The sequence below is a fragment of the Microbacterium sp. NPDC080005 genome (assembly GCF_040702445.1).
Lineage (GTDB): Bacteria > Actinomycetota > Actinomycetes > Actinomycetales > Microbacteriaceae > Microbacterium > Microbacterium oleivorans_D.
The window spans coordinates 626162-641462 of sequence record NZ_JBFBLD010000002.1 but is presented as its reverse complement, the minus strand read 5'-3'; the positions used below and the strand labels follow the sequence as shown (position 1 = coordinate 641462).

The window sequence follows — 15301 nt, the reverse complement described above, 5'->3', positions numbered from 1 at the left end:
CCTCCGCGCCGCTAGAGTTCTGGCGTGGCACAGACACCCGACCCGGACTCACGCCGGCCCCGCACGGCCGATGACTTCCCGTACCGCTCCGATCTGCTGGCGAACCTCAGCGCGCTGATCCTGCTGTGGGACTCGCCCGCTTTCCAGGGCAAGGTGCTCGCCCAGACAGGGGAGAGCATCGATCAGCAGTCGCACGCGACGCTGCGGCACCTCCTGGCCTGGGGGCCGATGCGCCCGACCGCGCTGTCCGAGGTGCTCGGCACCGGGGCGTCGCACGTGAGCAAGATCATCCGCCGACTCGAGGCTGCCGGCTGGGTCACCCGGTCGACGGACCCCGCCGACGGTCGGGCGACCCTGATCACCCTGACCGAGGCCGGCGAGGCGGCCGCGCACGGTGTCTACGCCCTCGGAGACCGCATGATCGCGGAGGTCCTCGAGGGGTGGTCCCACGAGGACGTCCGCGAGTACACGGCGCTCACCGCCCGTTTCGTCACCGATGCGATCGCATCGGCGGAGCGGATGCTGGAGCGAGGCCTGCTGCCCGCCCGGGACTGACCTGTCTCTCGAATTCATGTCTCACAGGACAGTAGTTATGTTACTGTCCTGCAGGACATGAAAGAACGAGAGATGGGAAGACGCATGTCGAACACGGATCGCGAACGCCTCGACGGGCGCCGCGCACTGGTCACCGGCGGCACGAAGGGTACCGGCGCAGCCGTCGCCGCGAGACTGCGCGAACTCGGTGCCGATGTCTACGTCACGGCACGGTCGATGCCGGAGGAGTATGCCCACCCCGACCGGTTCGTCGCCGCCGACACCACAACGGCCGACGGCACCGACCGGGTGGCCGCGGCCCTGACCGAGGCCGGAGGTGCCGAGATCATCGTGCACGTCGTCGGCGGGTCCTCGACGCCTCCCGGCGGTTTCGCCGCCGCGGATGACGCGCAGTGGATCGCCGAGCTCCAGCTGAACCTGCTGGGCGCCGTGCGGATCGACCGCGCGCTGATCCCGGCGATGCTCGAGAAGGGTTCAGGAGTCGTCGTGCACGTGACGTCGATCCAGCGTGAGCAGCCGCTTCACGAGGCGACCCTGCCCTACGCCGCCGCGAAGGCGGCGCTGCGGACCTACAGCAAGGGCCTCGCGAACGAGGTCGGCCCCCGGGGTGTGCGGGTGAACGCGGTCAGCCCCGGCGGCATCCGCACCGCGGGGTACGAGGTCTTCGCGGACCGCATCGCCGAGGCGAACGGGATCACGCGGGACGAGGCGAAGCAGCGGGTCATGGATTCGCTCGGGGGCGTCCCGCTCGGACGCTTCGCCGAGGTCGAGGAGGTGGCGGACCTCATCGGATACCTCGTGTCGGACCGGGCGTCCGCCATCCTCGGCGCCGAGTACGTCGTCGACGGCGGGACGGTGCGCACGGTCTGACGTCCCGTCAGCGGATGCAATGGATCCGCGGCGACACGCCGACGCAGCGACGGATGCCGCGGCGCGGCGCGCGGCATCCGTTGCATCCCATGACAGGCGGCGTCAGACCGGCCGCACCCGCAGCCAACGGAACCCGTGCGCCGGCAGCTCGAGCCCGCCCGACAGGTCGACGCCATCGCCGGTGACGACGTCGGTGGCGTCGGCGCGGAACCCCGACAGCGTCTGCGCGTCGATCGTCACCGCGTCGTCGCCGACGTTCGCGAGCACGAGCACGACGCCCCCACCGATGCGCTGGAAACCGACGACAGACAGATGCGGGGTGTGGAACGGCGTCAGCGGGATGTCGGCAAACTCCGGCGTCCGCCGACGCGCCTCGATCAGCGCTGTCAGGCGTGAGTGGATGCGGCCCGCGACCGTCGACGGGTCGTGCCGCGCCGCGAAGGCGGCCGGATCGGCGGCGGGGCGGTGCACCCACCGACTGTCGTCCGCGTGCGCCGGGTCGTCCCGGTAGCTGTAGTCGTTGAGCTGGCCGAGTTCGTCACCGAGGTAGAGCAGGGGGATGCCGCCGGTCGACAGCGCGAGCGCGTGGGCGAGGATCACGCGGTCCTCGCCGCCCGGGTCACCCGCCTCGACCCCGGCCAGCGAGGCGGTCGTCCCGGTGACGCGGGCGTCGCCGGTCTTCGGGTTCTCCTGGAACGGCACCCCGCGCGAGAAGGTGCCGGGGAACCGGCCGACGTAGAAGTCGTTGAGGAACCGGCGGTGGGAGTAGCCGTCGATCCCGAGGGTCGCGGCATCCTCGTCGGCGAAGGTCCAGCCGATGTCGTCGTGACTGCGCACGTAGTTGACCCAGGCTGTCCCCGCGGGCAGGGCATGCCGCTCGTCGAGAGCCTTCTGCAGCAGGCGGCCGTCGCGGGTCGCGAGCGCCTCCCACCCGAGCGCCATCTGCAGCGGGTTGTACGAGAGCTGGCACTCCTCGGTCGAGATGTAGCTGATGACCTCGTCGGGGTGCACGATCGCCTCGGACTTGAACAACACCGACGGCGCACCGAGCGACAGCACCTGGTTGAAGGCGCGCAGCAGCAGGTGCGCCTCGGGCAGCGACTCGCACGTCGTGCCGAGCCGCTTCCAGATGAAGGCGACGGCGTCCATCCGCAGCACCTCCACACCCTGGTTGGCGAGGAACAGCATCTCGCCCGCCATGGCGCGGAACACCGCGGGGTTCGCATAGTTGAGGTCCCACTGGAAGTGGTAGAACGTCGCCCAGATCCAGCGTCCGTCGGGCAGCTGCACGAACGCGCCGGGGTGGTCGTCGGGGAAGATCTCGCGGACGGTCTCTTCGTACCGATCGGGCATCGTCCGGTCGGGGAAGATCAGGTAGAAGTCCTCGTACCCGGGGACGCCCGCGACCGCTTTCCGCGCCCACTCGTGCTCGTTGCTCGTGTGGTTGAAGATGAAGTCGACGACGAGCGAGATCCCGGCCTCGCGCAGGTCGGCTGCGAGCTCCGCGAGGTCCGCCATCGTGCCGAGCTCCTCGTCGACGGCCCGGTAGCTCGACACCGCGTACCCGCCGTCGTTGTTCCCTTCGGGTGAGGCGAACAGCGGCATGAGGTGAAGGTAGGTGAGCCCCAGTTCCTGGAAGTAGGGGATGCGATCCCGGATGCCGCGCAGCGACCCCGCGTACCGGTCGACGTAGCAGACGCCGCCGAGCATCCTCTCCGACAGGTACCACCCCGGGTCTGCGATCCGCCGTCGATCGAGCGCCTTCAGATCGGCGGGTCGGTCACGCCAGCTCGCAGCCGCCGACGCGACCACGGCTGCCAGCGACTCCCGGCCGTCCTCGCGCTCGCCGTAGAGCTGGAGGAACAGGTCGTGCAGGACGGGAAGCGCCTCGTCGAGTCGCGCCGTGAACTCCGCGTCCGCTCCGCCCAGTTCTTCCGCGACGGCCACCCGGACGGCGTCGAGATCGTTGGTCGGATCGGGGCTCAGACGTGCCATGGTGCTCCCAGCGTCGGGTCGGTGATCCGCATCGTAGCGCGGCCGGGGACCGTCGATACGATCCCCGGCCGCGCCGGTGGCCGGTCTCTGCTCAGGCGATCGCGCGGCGCAGCATCCCGTACGACAGAGCGGCGAGGAGCGCGCCGACCAGGACCATGACGCCGGTCAGTGCGATGGGGGTCAGCGACCCGAAGAATCCGAACACGTCGCCCCATGCCCGCAGCTGCCCGATCAGCCACATGGCGCCGATGAGGACGAAGCCCAGCGAGACGAGGACGATCGTGAGCACCAGGTTGCCCCAGCGCTTGTAGACGGTCGCGCCGCAGAATCCGACCACGAAGAACAGCATCGCGAGGATGAAGAAGAACAGTCCTGCGACGACCGGCCCCTGCGACCACACCCACGGCAGGTAGAACATGTACCCGCCGATTCCCCACCCGCCGGTCGCCTGCTCGATGAGTCCGCCCACGATGAACAGCGCGGCCAGGACGACAGCGGTCAGCGCGGCCGTCAGGAGGGTGCCGACGTAGAACTCGCGCCGCGTCACGCTCATCGCCTGCGAGAACGGAAAGGTCAGGGTCAGCGCCTGCACACCGACGACGCCGAAGTACCACAGGGGTGCCTGGGCGCCGCCGCCGAACATCTCCGCGTCGACCCCGTTGCTCGCGATGAGACCGAAGATGGCGAGCGTGATCACGAGCGTGCCGCCCAGCACGATCAACGGCACCCAGACATAGGTGGCGCGGTTGACCAGCTGCATGCGCACGACGTTGACGGTGCGGTTCATCGGAGTGCTCCTTCGTCGGTGGTGGCGGCGCTCTGCGTCTGCCGAACGATGAGCTGCTGCAGGGAGACGGGAGTGACGTCGAGACCGGATGCCGCGATCTCGGCACGGTCTTCTCGGCTCAGTTCGCCGATCATGGTCGCGCTGGTCACGCGGCCGAGGCTCTCGCGGTGGATGACCTCGCGGCCGGCGACGAACGCCTCGACGGCCGTCGACTCGCCGACGATCGTCGCGGCCCGCCCGCGGACGGACTCGGTGTCCTCGTCCATGACGATGCGGCCGGCATCGATCACGATGACCTTCTCGAGCAGGTTCGACACCTCGTCGATCAGGTGGCTCGACAGGATGATGGTGCGCGGATGCTCCGCGTAGTCCTCGAGGAGCCGGTCGTAAAAGATCTGGCGGGCCACGGCATCCAGGCCCAGGTACGGCTCGTCGAAGAAGGTGACCTCGGCCCGCGCGGCGATGCCGATGATGACGCCGACGGCGGAGAGCTGACCGCGGGAGAGCTTCTTGATCCGCGTCTTCACGGGCAGTCGGAACTCCGCGATGAGCGTGTCGGCGAGGGCCTGGTCCCAGCGCGGGTAGAACAGGCGTGCGATGCGGAAGGCGTGCAGCGGCGTCGCGTCGTCGGGGTACTTCTGGCTCTCTCGCACGAAGCACATGCGGCTGAGCACGGCGGGGTTCTCGTAGGGCGATTCGCCGAACACGTGGACCTCGCCCGCGGTCGGGAAGTTCTGCGCCGTGAGGATCGACATGACGGTGGTCTTGCCGGCGCCGTTGCGGCCGAGCAGCCCGTAGATCGAGTCGCGCTCGATGGTGAACGAGACGTCGTCCACAGCGGTGGTGTCACGGTAGCGCTTGGTGAGGTTCTTCACCTCGATGACGGCGGTCATCGTGCGGTTCCTTTCGTTCCGGATGCGGTGGCGCGCTCCGCCAGCAGGCGCGCGAGGTCGTCGGGGCCGAGGCCGAGCTTGCGGGCCTCGGTGATCAGGGGATCGAGGTAGCGATCGGCGAAGGCCGCGCGGCGTTCAGTGAGCAGGAGGTCGCGCGCGCCGTCGGCGACGAACATGCCGATGCCGCGTCGCTTGACCAGCACTCCCTTGTCCGTCAGCATCGTGATCCCCTTCGCTGCGGTGGCCGGGTTGATGCGATGGAAGGCGGCGAGCTCGTTCGTCGACGGTGCCTGGTCCTGTTCGGACAGGCTGCCGTCGATGATCGAGTCCTCGATGCTCTCCGCGATCTGCTGGAAGAGCGGGCGTCCTTCATCGACCATTCCGACTCCGCGATGTTCGTTGGTTAGTTACATGAGTAGGTAACCATGGAACCAAGAAGGTGTCAAGACTCTCGTGCGCGGCGAAGGGTGGGTGGGACTCAGGCGGACCGGACGGCCTGCCCGAGGCGGCGCACGATCTGCTCGAGGATCGGCCTCGGCGTCGCGAAGATGAGGCGGGTGAAGCCCGTTCCGGCGATCCCGCACATCGAGCCCTCGGTGAGGGTCACTCCCGCCTCGCGGGTGAAGAAGTCCGCCGGGCGGTCGCCGAGCCCGACGGTGCGGAAATCGAGCCAGCCGACGTACGTCCCCTCGGGCTCGGGCATCCATACGCCGGGCAGCTCTTCGGCGACCAGGTCGAGGAGGGTGTCGCGGCTCTGCTCGAGGTAGGGCACGAGATCGGCGAGCCACGGGTCGCCGTCACGGTACGCGGTCGCGTTGGCGATGGCCCCGAGGTTGCTCGTGCCGTGGCCGGCGAAGGGACCGAGCCGTTCCCAGGTCTCGCGATCCGCGTCGCTCGTGAGCACGAGCTGGGCGCACTTGAGGCCAGGGAGGTTCCACGCCTTCGACGCGCTCATCGCCGTGATCGTGTGCTGCGCCGCGGCGGGCGAGACCGTCGCGTAGGGGATGTGGGTCGCGCCGCTGTAGACGAGCGGGGCCCAGATCTCGTCGGAGAAGACGCGGCCGCCGTTGCGCTCGACGACCTCGGAGATGGCGAGGAGCTCGTCCCGCGAGAACACGCGCCCCACCGGGTTGTAGGGGTTGCAGAGCAGGAGGAGGTTGCCCCCGTCGTCGAAGGCGCGCTGGAGGGCGTCGAGGTCGAACTCGTAGCGGCCGTCGCGGACGGCGAGCGGCACCTCGATCACCTCGCGCCCGCGCATCGGCGGCACGAAGAGGAACGGCATGTACGACGGTGTCGGGACGATGATCTTCGAGCCCGGCGCGGAGCAGTGCTCCATGGCGAGCTCGAGACCCATGATGACGTCGGGGACCGGTTGGACGTCGGATGCCGCCACCTGCCACCCGTACCGGCGGGCGACGAACTCGGTCGTCGCCTCGGACAGGTCGGCGCTGATCCCGCGCGGCATGTAGCCGAACGCGCCGTCGTCGACCGCGCGATGGAGGGCCTCGGTGATCTTCCGATCGATCCCGAAGTCCATCTCCGCCACGAACGCGCCCAGCGTCCCGTCGTCGGCGGACCACTTGGTCGCCCCCGTCGCTCGCAGCTGCTCGATGGTCGTCGCGTCCACGCGTCGTGCGAAATCGCTCATGCTGCTCCCTTTTCCCGGCCTCTCCGATTCTCGCCGATCGGGCCGAGATGATCGCCCCTGGCGCGCGCGTGATACCCACCGCCGAATGTTCATGCAACCTGATGGATCGATTTGATCCCGATCAACCATCTTCGTTACCGTCGAAGAAGGGCCTCGCGCCCTCGACGACCAGTCCGCGCCCCTTCGAACCGACATCCTGAGGTGTCGACGACGAGCGGGCGTATGGTCGGCGGTCTGGATGACGAGCCCGATGTTCGTCGTCGGAGCGCTGCACTCGAGTGACGTTTTCGCTCGTGCGGATGCCGGTGACCGCCACCCGGGCGCTACCTATGCGGACGCGTGCGCGCCCGCCGAGGGAAGCACGTGACAACTGCCGCTGTCGAAGCGAAGAACCTGTTCAAAGTCTTCGGAAGATCTCCCGCCCAGGCCGTCAAGCGCCTGCAGGCGGGAGAACGCCGGGACGCCGTCCGCGATGCGGGTACCGCTGCCGTGATCGACGCGAGCTTCCGCGTCGAGAAGGGTGAGATCTTCGTGATCATGGGCCTGTCGGGCTCGGGCAAGTCCACCATCATCCGCATGCTCAACGGGCTGCACGACGCGACCGACGGTGAGGTGCTCGTCCACGGCGAGCCGATCACCGGCATCCCGGCGGCGAAGCTCCGCGGCATCCGTCGCGAGCGCATCGCGATGGTGTTCCAGCACTTCGCCCTGCTGCCGCACCGCACGGTCGCGGCCAACGTGGCCTACCCGCTCGAGCTGCAGGGCGTCGGCAAGGCCGAGCGCCTCGCGAAGGCGGAGGAGATCCTCGCCCTCGTCGGCCTCGAGGGTTGGGGCGACAAGCTGCCGTCCGCTCTGTCGGGCGGTATGCAGCAGCGCGTCGGGATCGCCCGCGCGCTCGCCGCCGACACCGACATCCTGCTGATGGACGAGGCGTTCAGCGCGCTCGACCCGCTCATCCGCCGCGAGATGCAGGAGCAGCTGCTCGAACTGCAGCAGACCCTGCAGAAGACGATCGTCTTCATCACGCACGATCTGAACGAGGCGATGTTCCTCGGCGACCGCATCGCCGTCATGCGCGACGGCCGCATCGTGCAGATCGGCACGCCCGAGGACATCCTCACCGACCCCGCCAACGACTATGTCGAGCAGTTCGTGCAGGACGTCGACCGGGCCCGCGTCCTGACCGCCGCCAACGTCATGGAGCGCCCCGGCTCGGTCTCAGTGACCGAGGCGGCAGGTCCGCGAACGGCGCTGCGCACCATGCGCGACGCCCGGATGGCCGCTGTCTACGTCACCGACCGCAGCCGGAAGCTCCTGGGCATGCTCACCGACCGCGACGCGCTCAAGCTCGTGCGACGCGGCGAGACGACGATCTCCGCGCTGCTCCGGCCGGTGCCGCAGGCCGTCCATCAGGACGACGTCCTGATGGATCTGTTCGTCCCCGCTGCAGAGTCGCCGCTGCCGCTGGCGGTGACGGATGCCGAGGGTCGCCTCGTCGGCGTCATCCCGCGCATCACGCTGCTCACCGCCCTCGGCCCGTCGACGACCGAGACGACCGAGATCCCCGTCATCCTCGACCCGGTGCCGGGCGCCGAGATCGACGAGGCGCTCGCCGTCGGAGCTCCGGCATCCGAGAAGGAGGAGGTGCGCTGATGGGTGACTTCCGCATCCCCCTCGGCGAGTGGGCCGAGACCGGCGTCGCCTGGATCCGCGACACCCTCGGGTGGTTGCTGTCGGGCGTCTCGGCGGTCGTCGGCTGGTTCGTCGACGCGCTGGCGAACGCGCTGCTCTCGCTCCCGATCGTCGCCGTGATCGTCCTGTTCGCCGCCCTCGCCTGGCTGCTGCGCTCGTGGCGCTTCGCGCTCGTCACGGTGATCGGCTTCGCCCTGATCCTCGGCGTGGGTCAGTGGGTGACCTCGATGCAGACGCTCGCGCTCGTGCTCGTCGCAGCGATCATCGCGGTCGTCATCGCCGTCCCCCTCGGCATCGCGGCGGCGCGCAACGACACGTTCAGCGCGATCCTGCGCCCCGTGCTCGACCTCATGCAGAGCATGCCGGCGTTCGTCTACCTGATCCCCGCGATCGTCTTCTTCAGCATCGGCGTCGTTCCGGGTGTCGTCGCGACGGTCATCTTCGCGCTGCCTCCGGGCGTGCGGCTCACCGAGCTCGGCATCCGCGGCGTCGACAGCGAGACCGTCGAAGCCGGACATGCATTCGGAGCCACGCCGGGACAGATCCTCCGCGGTGTTCAGCTCCCGCTCGCGATGCCGAGCATCATGGCGGGCGTCAACCAGCTGATCATGCTCGCGCTGTCGATGGCGGTCATCGCGGGCATCGCCGGCGCCGACGGTCTCGGCAAGGAGATCGTCCAGGCGATGTCCACCGTCGACATCGCGAAGGGCGTCGAGGCTGGCCTCAGCGTCGTGATCCTCGCCGTCTACCTCGACCGCCTCACCGGCGCCCTCGGCGCGCTGAAGGAGCAGCGCGGCTCACTGCTCGGCGCGCTCGCGCGCCGCCGCGGCCCCAAGGACGCGCGTCCGGCCTCCGCGCCGGAGCCGGTCCCCGCAACCGCCTGACCCCTCCCTGACCTGCACGATACGGAACCAGCAATCACATACGGAAGGCATTCATGAACAAGCGACACCTGACCGGCATCCTCGCGATCGGGGCGGCGGCATCCCTCGCCCTCGCCGGCTGTGCGACGGGCAACGACGTCGCCGGCGGATCGAGCTCCGGCGGCTCGGACGGCGGCGACGCCTCCCTCGGGACGATCACGCTCGGCTACCTGCCGTCGTGGACCGACGGCCTCAGCACGGCGTACCTGCTGCAGGACCAGCTCGAGAAGATCGGCTACACGGTCAAGATGCAGGAGCTCACCGAGGCCGGCCCGCTGTACGCCGGTCTCGCGCAGGGCGACGTCGACATCTACCCGTCGGCCTGGCCCGAGCTCACCCACAAGTCCTACATGGACCAGTACGGCGACAAGATCGATGACCTCGGCGAGTACTACGGCGGCGCGAAGCTCACGATCGCCGTGCCCGAGTACGTCGACATCGACTCCATCGAGGACCTGAAGGACAACGCCGACCGCTTCGGCGGCAAGATCTACGGCATCGAGCCGGGCGCCGGTCTGACCAAGCAGACGCAGGAGTCGATGATCCCCGAGTACGGTCTCGGCGACGGCTACCAGCTCGTCACCTCGTCCACGGCGGCGATGCTGACCGAGCTCGACAGCGCCGAGGCGGCGCAGCGCGACATCGTCGTGACCTCGTGGCGGCCGTTCTGGGCCAACGACCGGTACGGCCTGAAGGACCTCGAGGACCCGAAGGGCGCGATGGGTGACGCTGAGGCGCTGCACTTCCTCGGCACCGACGGTTTCGCCGAGGAGTACCCGGAGGCCGCGGAGTACATCGCCGGCATCGCCCTCGACGACGAGCAGTACGCCTCCCTCGAGGACATGGTCGTCAACGAGTACGGCGAGGGCAAGGAAGCCGAGGCGGTCGACGCCTGGCTCGAGGCGAACCCCGACGCCTACGACACGATCGTCACCGACTGATCCGTCAGTGACCTCCTGGGGATCCGGCTGCGGCCGGGTCCCCTTCGTCGTTCAGGCCGTGGGCGGCTCGGTCGAGGGCCTCTCCGTCAGCGGTTGCGCGACCTTCTTCTCGAGCACCTTGACGGCGTCGTCCGACAGGGCGATGAGGCCGTCGATCTCCTCGCGCACGCGCTGGTAGGCGAGGTGCCGCTCGGCGGGGGTGGCGGCTTCGTCGGTCGCGACGGCGAGCATGCGGGATGCCGTGGCGAGCCGCTTGCGCTCGGCATCCGTCAATCCGGAGTCCCGCACCCGACGTGCCTCCCGCTCGGCGAGGTCGAAGGCGACCTCGAAGTCGGTGACCGCCTTGCGGTACTCCCGCACCTGCTCGGCGGAAGGCGTGACGCCGTCCGCCGGGCGCGCGCGGTCGGCGACCTTCTTGGCGCGCAGGAAGCCGGCGGTGAGAGGGTCGCGGCCGTCGCTCATCGACGGGAAGGCGATGAGCTTCGCGACGTCGAGCTCGTAGTCGAGCCAGCGGTGGGTGACCTCGTCGTGCACCGCGCGGAGGTCGTCGAGCTGATCGGCGAGCGACTGCGACGGCGCCTCGATCTCGGCTGCGGAGGCCGAGCCGATTCCCCGCTTGGCTGCGGCGCGAGCGGCGGTGAGCTCGGCTTTCGCCTTCATGATCTCCAGGCGCTGCTTGTGCCGACGCTTCGAGGCGGACGCCCACGAGCCGCTTGCGGCCGAGGCGAGACCGAAGAGCGGGAACACGAGCCACCAGTAGTTGCCGGCGAAGGCCCAGAATCCGTCCACCCGCTACACCTTACGTGCGGGGTCGATCGTCACGACCGCCGCGCCGCGACCGGTAGGCGTCGAGAGCGGATGCTGCGCCCTCCGCCGCACGAGTGATGCCGTCGACCGACCGCGCGATCGCCTCACCCGCGATGACCGTCCACACGGGCGCGGCGGGAGCGTCGGACGGAGCGTCGGCGGGCCGGTGACCGGCACGGCGCCAGGCCTCCTGCTCGGCGGCGGCGAAGGCACGGCCGACGTCGTCGACGGCCGCGCGATAGGTCGTGAACTGCTCGGGGGTCAGCTTCGCCGCGGGGGATGCCGGGCGGTGCTCGCGGGCGACGCCCTCGAGGCGCAGGAACTCGGCCGTCGCAGGGACGCGCACGTCACTCAGGGCGGGGAAGGCGAGGCGGCGGGCGGCATCCGTCTCGTACTCCATCCAGCGTGCGGCGATCGCATCGTGGGCGGCCATGAGACGCGCGAGGGGGAGGTGCTTCGGGTCGGTGCCGCGGGCGGGGACGGCGGCGCGCTCGGCGCTCACCCGGGCACGGGCGACGCGGATCGTCGCGGTCGCCGCGGCTCTGGCCCGTTGAGCGGTCTCGAGCGCGCGACGCGCGGTGCGCACGTCGTCGGGCCGCGCACGGCCGGCGGCACGCTCGGCTTCGGCGCGGACGAGCTCGGCCTGCGCGACGCGCGCCGCGGCGCGCGCGCCCACCGCCTCGGAGCGCGCCTGCTGGAGTTCGCGCTGCGCGGCGGTCAGGCCGAGTCGTCGTGCACGGGTGCTCCGGCCGCGTCGCACCCCGAAGACGCTGGCCGCGCCGGCGCCGACCGCGGCGGGAGCGACCCACCAGAACTCCGCCACCGCGGCCCCGATCGCGACGATCCAGAGCTGCATGCCGCCATGCTAGCCGCGCGGGGTGACAGCGCTCTCAGCTGCCGACCACCCGCGCACCCGAGAACCGGGTGACCACACCGGGGTGCCCGGCCGGCATCGCGAGCACGGAGTCGGGTGCGCGATCCGCGAGACCGGGGAAACCGGCATCCGCCAGCAGACCGTCGTCGAGGCGGTCGACCTCCGCTCGCACGAGCGGCCACGGCTCGTGCTCGTTCGCGGCCCAGATCGTTCGTCCGAGGTGCCGCTCGTGGAAGCCCCACCGCGCCGTGAGGAACCGGCTCAGGTCGTCGTCGACGGCCTCGGCTCCGGGGATGACCCGGATGCGGGTGCGCACCCGATCGCCGAACCCCGGATGACGTCGCGACGCGTACTCGATCGCATCTCCCTCCGTGCGCACCGCGGCATTCGCCCACCGGTACGGCAGTCCGAAGACGGCCCGGGCGCCCAGCACCGGCAGCAGGTGCTCGGCCTCGAGCGTCTGGAAGACGACGCCGCGGCGGCCGGCGGCATCCTTCGCGTACGCACGGACGTTGATCTCGACGAAACGACCCACGAAGGGTACCGGCGGCAGCGGGAGGAAGCGGAACTCGCTGAGGACGAACGGGATGAGGCCCACCCAGGCCGACCCGTCGAAGACGTCGGGCTCGGTCCCCTTCGGCAACAGCGGCGCGACCTCCGACGGATCGACGCGCCAGTGCAGGAAGCACGCGCCGCTCCAGCGCTGCTGCAGCACCGCGCGACCCGGCAGGGCAGGCGCGGTGGCGTCCATGACCCGGGTCAGCCGAACAGGAGCGTGAGGACGGTCGCCCCACCGCCCACGAGCACCATCGAGACGATCACGGTCCACGCGATCACCTTCGTCCGGGCGCGCTTGCGCCCGACGAACTCGGCGTACTCCGGGTCGTCGCTCACGCGGGAACCTCGTCGACGACGGGTCCGAACGCGGCGGGGAGCGTCGCCTTCGCGACTCGACGCAGCTCGGGAACCGCAATCGAGAAGACGTCCTGGATCTCGAGCGTGGACTGCTCACCCTCGGGTGCGGAGTCGGTCACGCCGATGCGGAGGACGGGGTACCCGCGTCCCTCGCACAGACCGCGGAACTTCACGTCCTCCTCGCGCGGCACCGACACGATGACGCGGCCGGTCGACTCGCTGAAGAGGGCGGTCGCGGCATCCACTCCGTCGCGCTCCATGATCTCGCGCAGCCAGACCCGGGCGCCGACGCCGAACCGGGTCGTCGCCTCGGCCAGAGCCTGCGCGAGGCCGCCGGAGGAGAGGTCGTGCGCGCTGGAGACGAGCATCTCGTCGCGCGCGGCCTGCAGCAGACCCGCGAGGGTCTTCTCACCGGCCAGGTCGACCTTCGGCGGCCGGCCGCCGAGGTGGTTGTGGACGGTGTCGGCCCACGCCGAGCCGTCAAGCTCGGTCGAGGTCGTGCCGAGGAGGTAGATGTTCTCGCCGGCATCCTGCCAGCCGCTGGGGATGCGGCGGGCGACGTCGTCGATGATGCCCAGCACACCGACCACCGGGGTCGGGAAGATGGGCTGGTCGCCAGTCTGGTTGTAGAAGCTGACGTTGCCGCCGGTCACGGGGACGCCCAGCTCGAAGCACGCGTCGGCGAGACCGTCGACGGCCTGCCCGAACTGCCACATGACCTCAGGGTTCTCGGGGCTGCCGAAGTTGAGGCAGTCCGTGACCGCGGTGGGCTCGGCGCCGGTGACGGCGACGTTGCGGTACGCCTCGGCGAGGGCGAGCTGCGCACCCGCGTACGGGTCGAGCTGGCAGTAGCGGCCGTTGCAGTCGGTCGCGATGGCGAAGCCGAGGCCGGATTCCTCGTCGACGCGGATCATGCCGGCGTCGTCGGGGAAGCTGAGGGCCGTGTTGCCCATGACGTAGTAGTCGTACTGGTTGGTGACCCACGAGGTGTCGGCGAGGTTCGGGCTGCCGAGCAGCTTCAGGAACTGCTCGCGCAGGACTCCCGGGTCGTCGCTGCGCTCGAGGTGCGCGGCGGAGTCGTCGCGGAGCGCGTCGATCCACGTCGGGTAGGCGACGGGACGCTCGTAGACGGGGCCGTCGACTGCGACGGTCGAGGGGTCGACGTCGACGATCTGCTCGCCGTGCCAGAAGATCTGCAGGCGGCCGTCGCCGGTGACCTCGCCGAGGACGCTCGTCTCGACATCCCACTTCTGCACGACGGCGAGGAAGGCGTCGAGCTTCTCGGGAGCGACGATCGCCATCATGCGCTCCTGGCTCTCGCTCATGAGGATCTCCTCGGGCGTGAGCGACGGGTCGCGCAGCAGCACCTTCTCGAGGTCGACCTTCATGCCCGATCCGCCGTTGGCGGCGAGCTCACTCGTGGCGCACGAGATGCCCGCGGCGCCGAGGTCCTGGATCGCCTCGACGAGCTCACCCTGGTAGAGCTCGAGGCAGCACTCGATGAGCACCTTCTCGGCGAAGGGGTCGCCGACCTGCACGGCGGGACGCTTGGTCGGGCCGCCGTCGGCGAAGGTGTCGGATGCCAGGATCGAGGCGCCGCCGATGCCGTCGCCGCCCGTGCGGGCGCCGAACAGGACGACCTTGTTGCCGGCGCCGGTGGCGTTGGCGAGCTTGATGTCCTCGTGGCGGAGGACGCCGACCGCGAGCGCGTTGACGAGCGGATTGCCCTGGTAGACCTTGTCGAAGACGGTCTCGCCGCCGATGTTGGGGAGCCCGAGGCAGTTGGCGTAGAAGCTGATGCCGCTGACGACGCCGTGGACCACGCGGGCGGTGTCGGGGTCGTCGATGTCACCGAATCGCAGCTGGTCCATGACGGCGACGGGGCGCGCGCCCATCGAGATGATGTCGCGGACGATGCCACCGACGCCGGTCGCGGCGCCCTGGAACGGCTCGATGTAGCTGGGGTGGTTGTGGGACTCGACCTTGAAGGTGACGGCCCAGCCTTCGCCGACGTCGACGACGCCGGCGTTCTGGCCCATGCCGACCATGAGCCGCTCCTTCATCTCGTCCGAGACCTTCTGACCGAAGCGGCGCAGGTAGATCTTCGAGGACTTGTAGGAGCAGTGCTCGCTCCACATGACGGAGTACATCGCCAGCTCGCCCGAGGTGGGGCGGCGGCCGAGGATCTCGCGGATGCGGTCGTACTCGTCGGGCTTGAGGCCGAGCGCCGCGTACGGCTGCTCCTTCTCCGGCGTGGCGACGGCGTTCTCAACAGTGTCTGCGACGGGGGTGCTCACGCGGCTGGGCTCCAAGACTCGGGATGCCGGGGGACGCCCCCATCCTATCGGCGGCATCGTGTGCGGATGGGTCCCCGGGCGGTACGCTGGCGCCGTCAGCTCGG

General features: G+C 69.9%; 15 protein-coding genes. 5 read left to right on the top strand and 10 right to left on the bottom strand.

Going from position 1 to position 15301, the window contains the following annotated elements; translation table 11 throughout:
* Positions 1-24: 24 nt before the first annotated feature.
* Positions 25-555 carry a MarR family transcriptional regulator gene (locus AB0259_RS09875; RefSeq protein ID WP_251577472.1) on the top strand — a complete coding sequence of 177 codons (531 nt, stop codon included), beginning with the start codon at positions 25-27 and terminating at the stop codon, positions 553-555.
* 84 nt (positions 556-639) lie between these two features.
* On the top strand, positions 640-1425 hold the full coding sequence (locus AB0259_RS09870) for an SDR family oxidoreductase (RefSeq protein ID WP_366221971.1): 786 nt from the start codon (positions 640-642) through the stop codon (positions 1423-1425).
* 102 nt (positions 1426-1527) lie between these two features.
* Here the strand turns inward: AB0259_RS09870 and AB0259_RS09865 are convergent, their stop codons facing one another.
* The 5 genes from AB0259_RS09865 to AB0259_RS09845 all read right to left on the bottom strand — a co-directional run bounded on the left by AB0259_RS09865 (position 1528) and on the right by AB0259_RS09845 (position 6748).
* Complete coding sequence (locus AB0259_RS09865) at positions 1528-3420, bottom strand: amylosucrase (protein ID WP_366221973.1); 1893 nt, start codon at positions 3418-3420, stop codon at positions 1528-1530.
* 91 nt (positions 3421-3511) lie between these two features.
* Positions 3512-4207 carry a hypothetical protein gene (locus tag AB0259_RS09860; RefSeq protein ID WP_251577478.1) on the bottom strand — a complete coding sequence of 232 codons (696 nt, stop codon included), beginning with the start codon at positions 4205-4207 and terminating at the stop codon, positions 3512-3514.
* Positions 4204-5100, bottom strand: a complete 897-nt coding sequence (locus tag AB0259_RS09855) for an ABC transporter ATP-binding protein (RefSeq protein WP_366221975.1) — start codon at positions 5098-5100, stop codon at positions 4204-4206. The genes AB0259_RS09860 and AB0259_RS09855 overlap by 4 nt, the downstream gene beginning before the upstream one ends.
* Positions 5097-5480 carry a GntR family transcriptional regulator gene (locus AB0259_RS09850; RefSeq protein ID WP_251577481.1) on the bottom strand — a complete coding sequence of 128 codons (384 nt, stop codon included), beginning with the start codon at positions 5478-5480 and terminating at the stop codon, positions 5097-5099. Before AB0259_RS09850 ends, AB0259_RS09855 begins: the two co-directional genes overlap by 4 nt.
* 98 nt (positions 5481-5578) lie before the next feature.
* Positions 5579-6748, bottom strand: coding sequence for an aminotransferase class I/II-fold pyridoxal phosphate-dependent enzyme (locus AB0259_RS09845; protein WP_366221982.1), 1170 nt, complete (start codon positions 6746-6748; stop codon positions 5579-5581).
* A 363-nt stretch (positions 6749-7111) separates the two neighbouring features.
* On the opposite strand from AB0259_RS09845, the gene AB0259_RS09840 reads away from it, so the two are divergent.
* The 3 genes from AB0259_RS09840 to AB0259_RS09830 are packed head-to-tail and all read left to right on the top strand — an operon-like array spanning position 7112 to position 10304.
* A complete protein-coding gene (locus tag AB0259_RS09840; protein ID WP_366221986.1) occupies positions 7112-8401 on the top strand; it encodes a betaine/proline/choline family ABC transporter ATP-binding protein in 1290 nt (429 codons plus the stop codon).
* Positions 8401-9324: an ABC transporter permease subunit gene (locus AB0259_RS09835; protein WP_251577488.1), complete on the top strand. Its 924-nt coding sequence runs from the start codon at positions 8401-8403 to the stop codon at positions 9322-9324. Before AB0259_RS09840 ends, AB0259_RS09835 begins: the two co-directional genes overlap by 1 nt.
* Before the next feature lie 53 nt (positions 9325-9377).
* A complete protein-coding gene (locus AB0259_RS09830) occupies positions 9378-10304 on the top strand; it encodes a glycine betaine ABC transporter substrate-binding protein (RefSeq protein ID WP_366221989.1) in 927 nt (308 codons plus the stop codon).
* Positions 10305-10355: 51 nt separating this feature from the next.
* Here AB0259_RS09830 and AB0259_RS09825 read toward each other — a convergent pair whose 3' ends face one another.
* Genes AB0259_RS09825 through purL form a run of 5 tightly spaced genes read right to left on the bottom strand, consistent with a single transcriptional unit; the run spans position 10356 to position 15254 of the window.
* On the bottom strand, positions 10356-11093 hold the full coding sequence (locus AB0259_RS09825; RefSeq protein ID WP_366221991.1) for a hypothetical protein: 738 nt from the start codon (positions 11091-11093) through the stop codon (positions 10356-10358).
* Positions 11094-11103: 10 nt separating this feature from the next.
* A complete protein-coding gene (locus AB0259_RS09820) occupies positions 11104-11967 on the bottom strand; it encodes a hypothetical protein (RefSeq protein ID WP_366221993.1) in 864 nt (287 codons plus the stop codon).
* 34 nt (positions 11968-12001) lie between these two features.
* A complete protein-coding gene (locus AB0259_RS09815; RefSeq protein ID WP_366221994.1) occupies positions 12002-12736 on the bottom strand; it encodes a DUF2071 domain-containing protein in 735 nt (244 codons plus the stop codon).
* Positions 12737-12744: 8 nt separating this feature from the next.
* On the bottom strand, positions 12745-12879 hold the full coding sequence (locus tag AB0259_RS09810; protein ID WP_285875672.1) for a hypothetical protein: 135 nt from the start codon (positions 12877-12879) through the stop codon (positions 12745-12747).
* Positions 12876-15254 (bottom strand): phosphoribosylformylglycinamidine synthase subunit PurL, encoded by a 2379-nt coding sequence (gene purL, locus AB0259_RS09805; RefSeq protein ID WP_251577496.1) that lies wholly within the window; start codon positions 15252-15254, stop codon positions 12876-12878. Before purL ends, AB0259_RS09810 begins: the two co-directional genes overlap by 4 nt.
* Between the last annotated feature and the right edge of the window lie 47 nt (positions 15255-15301).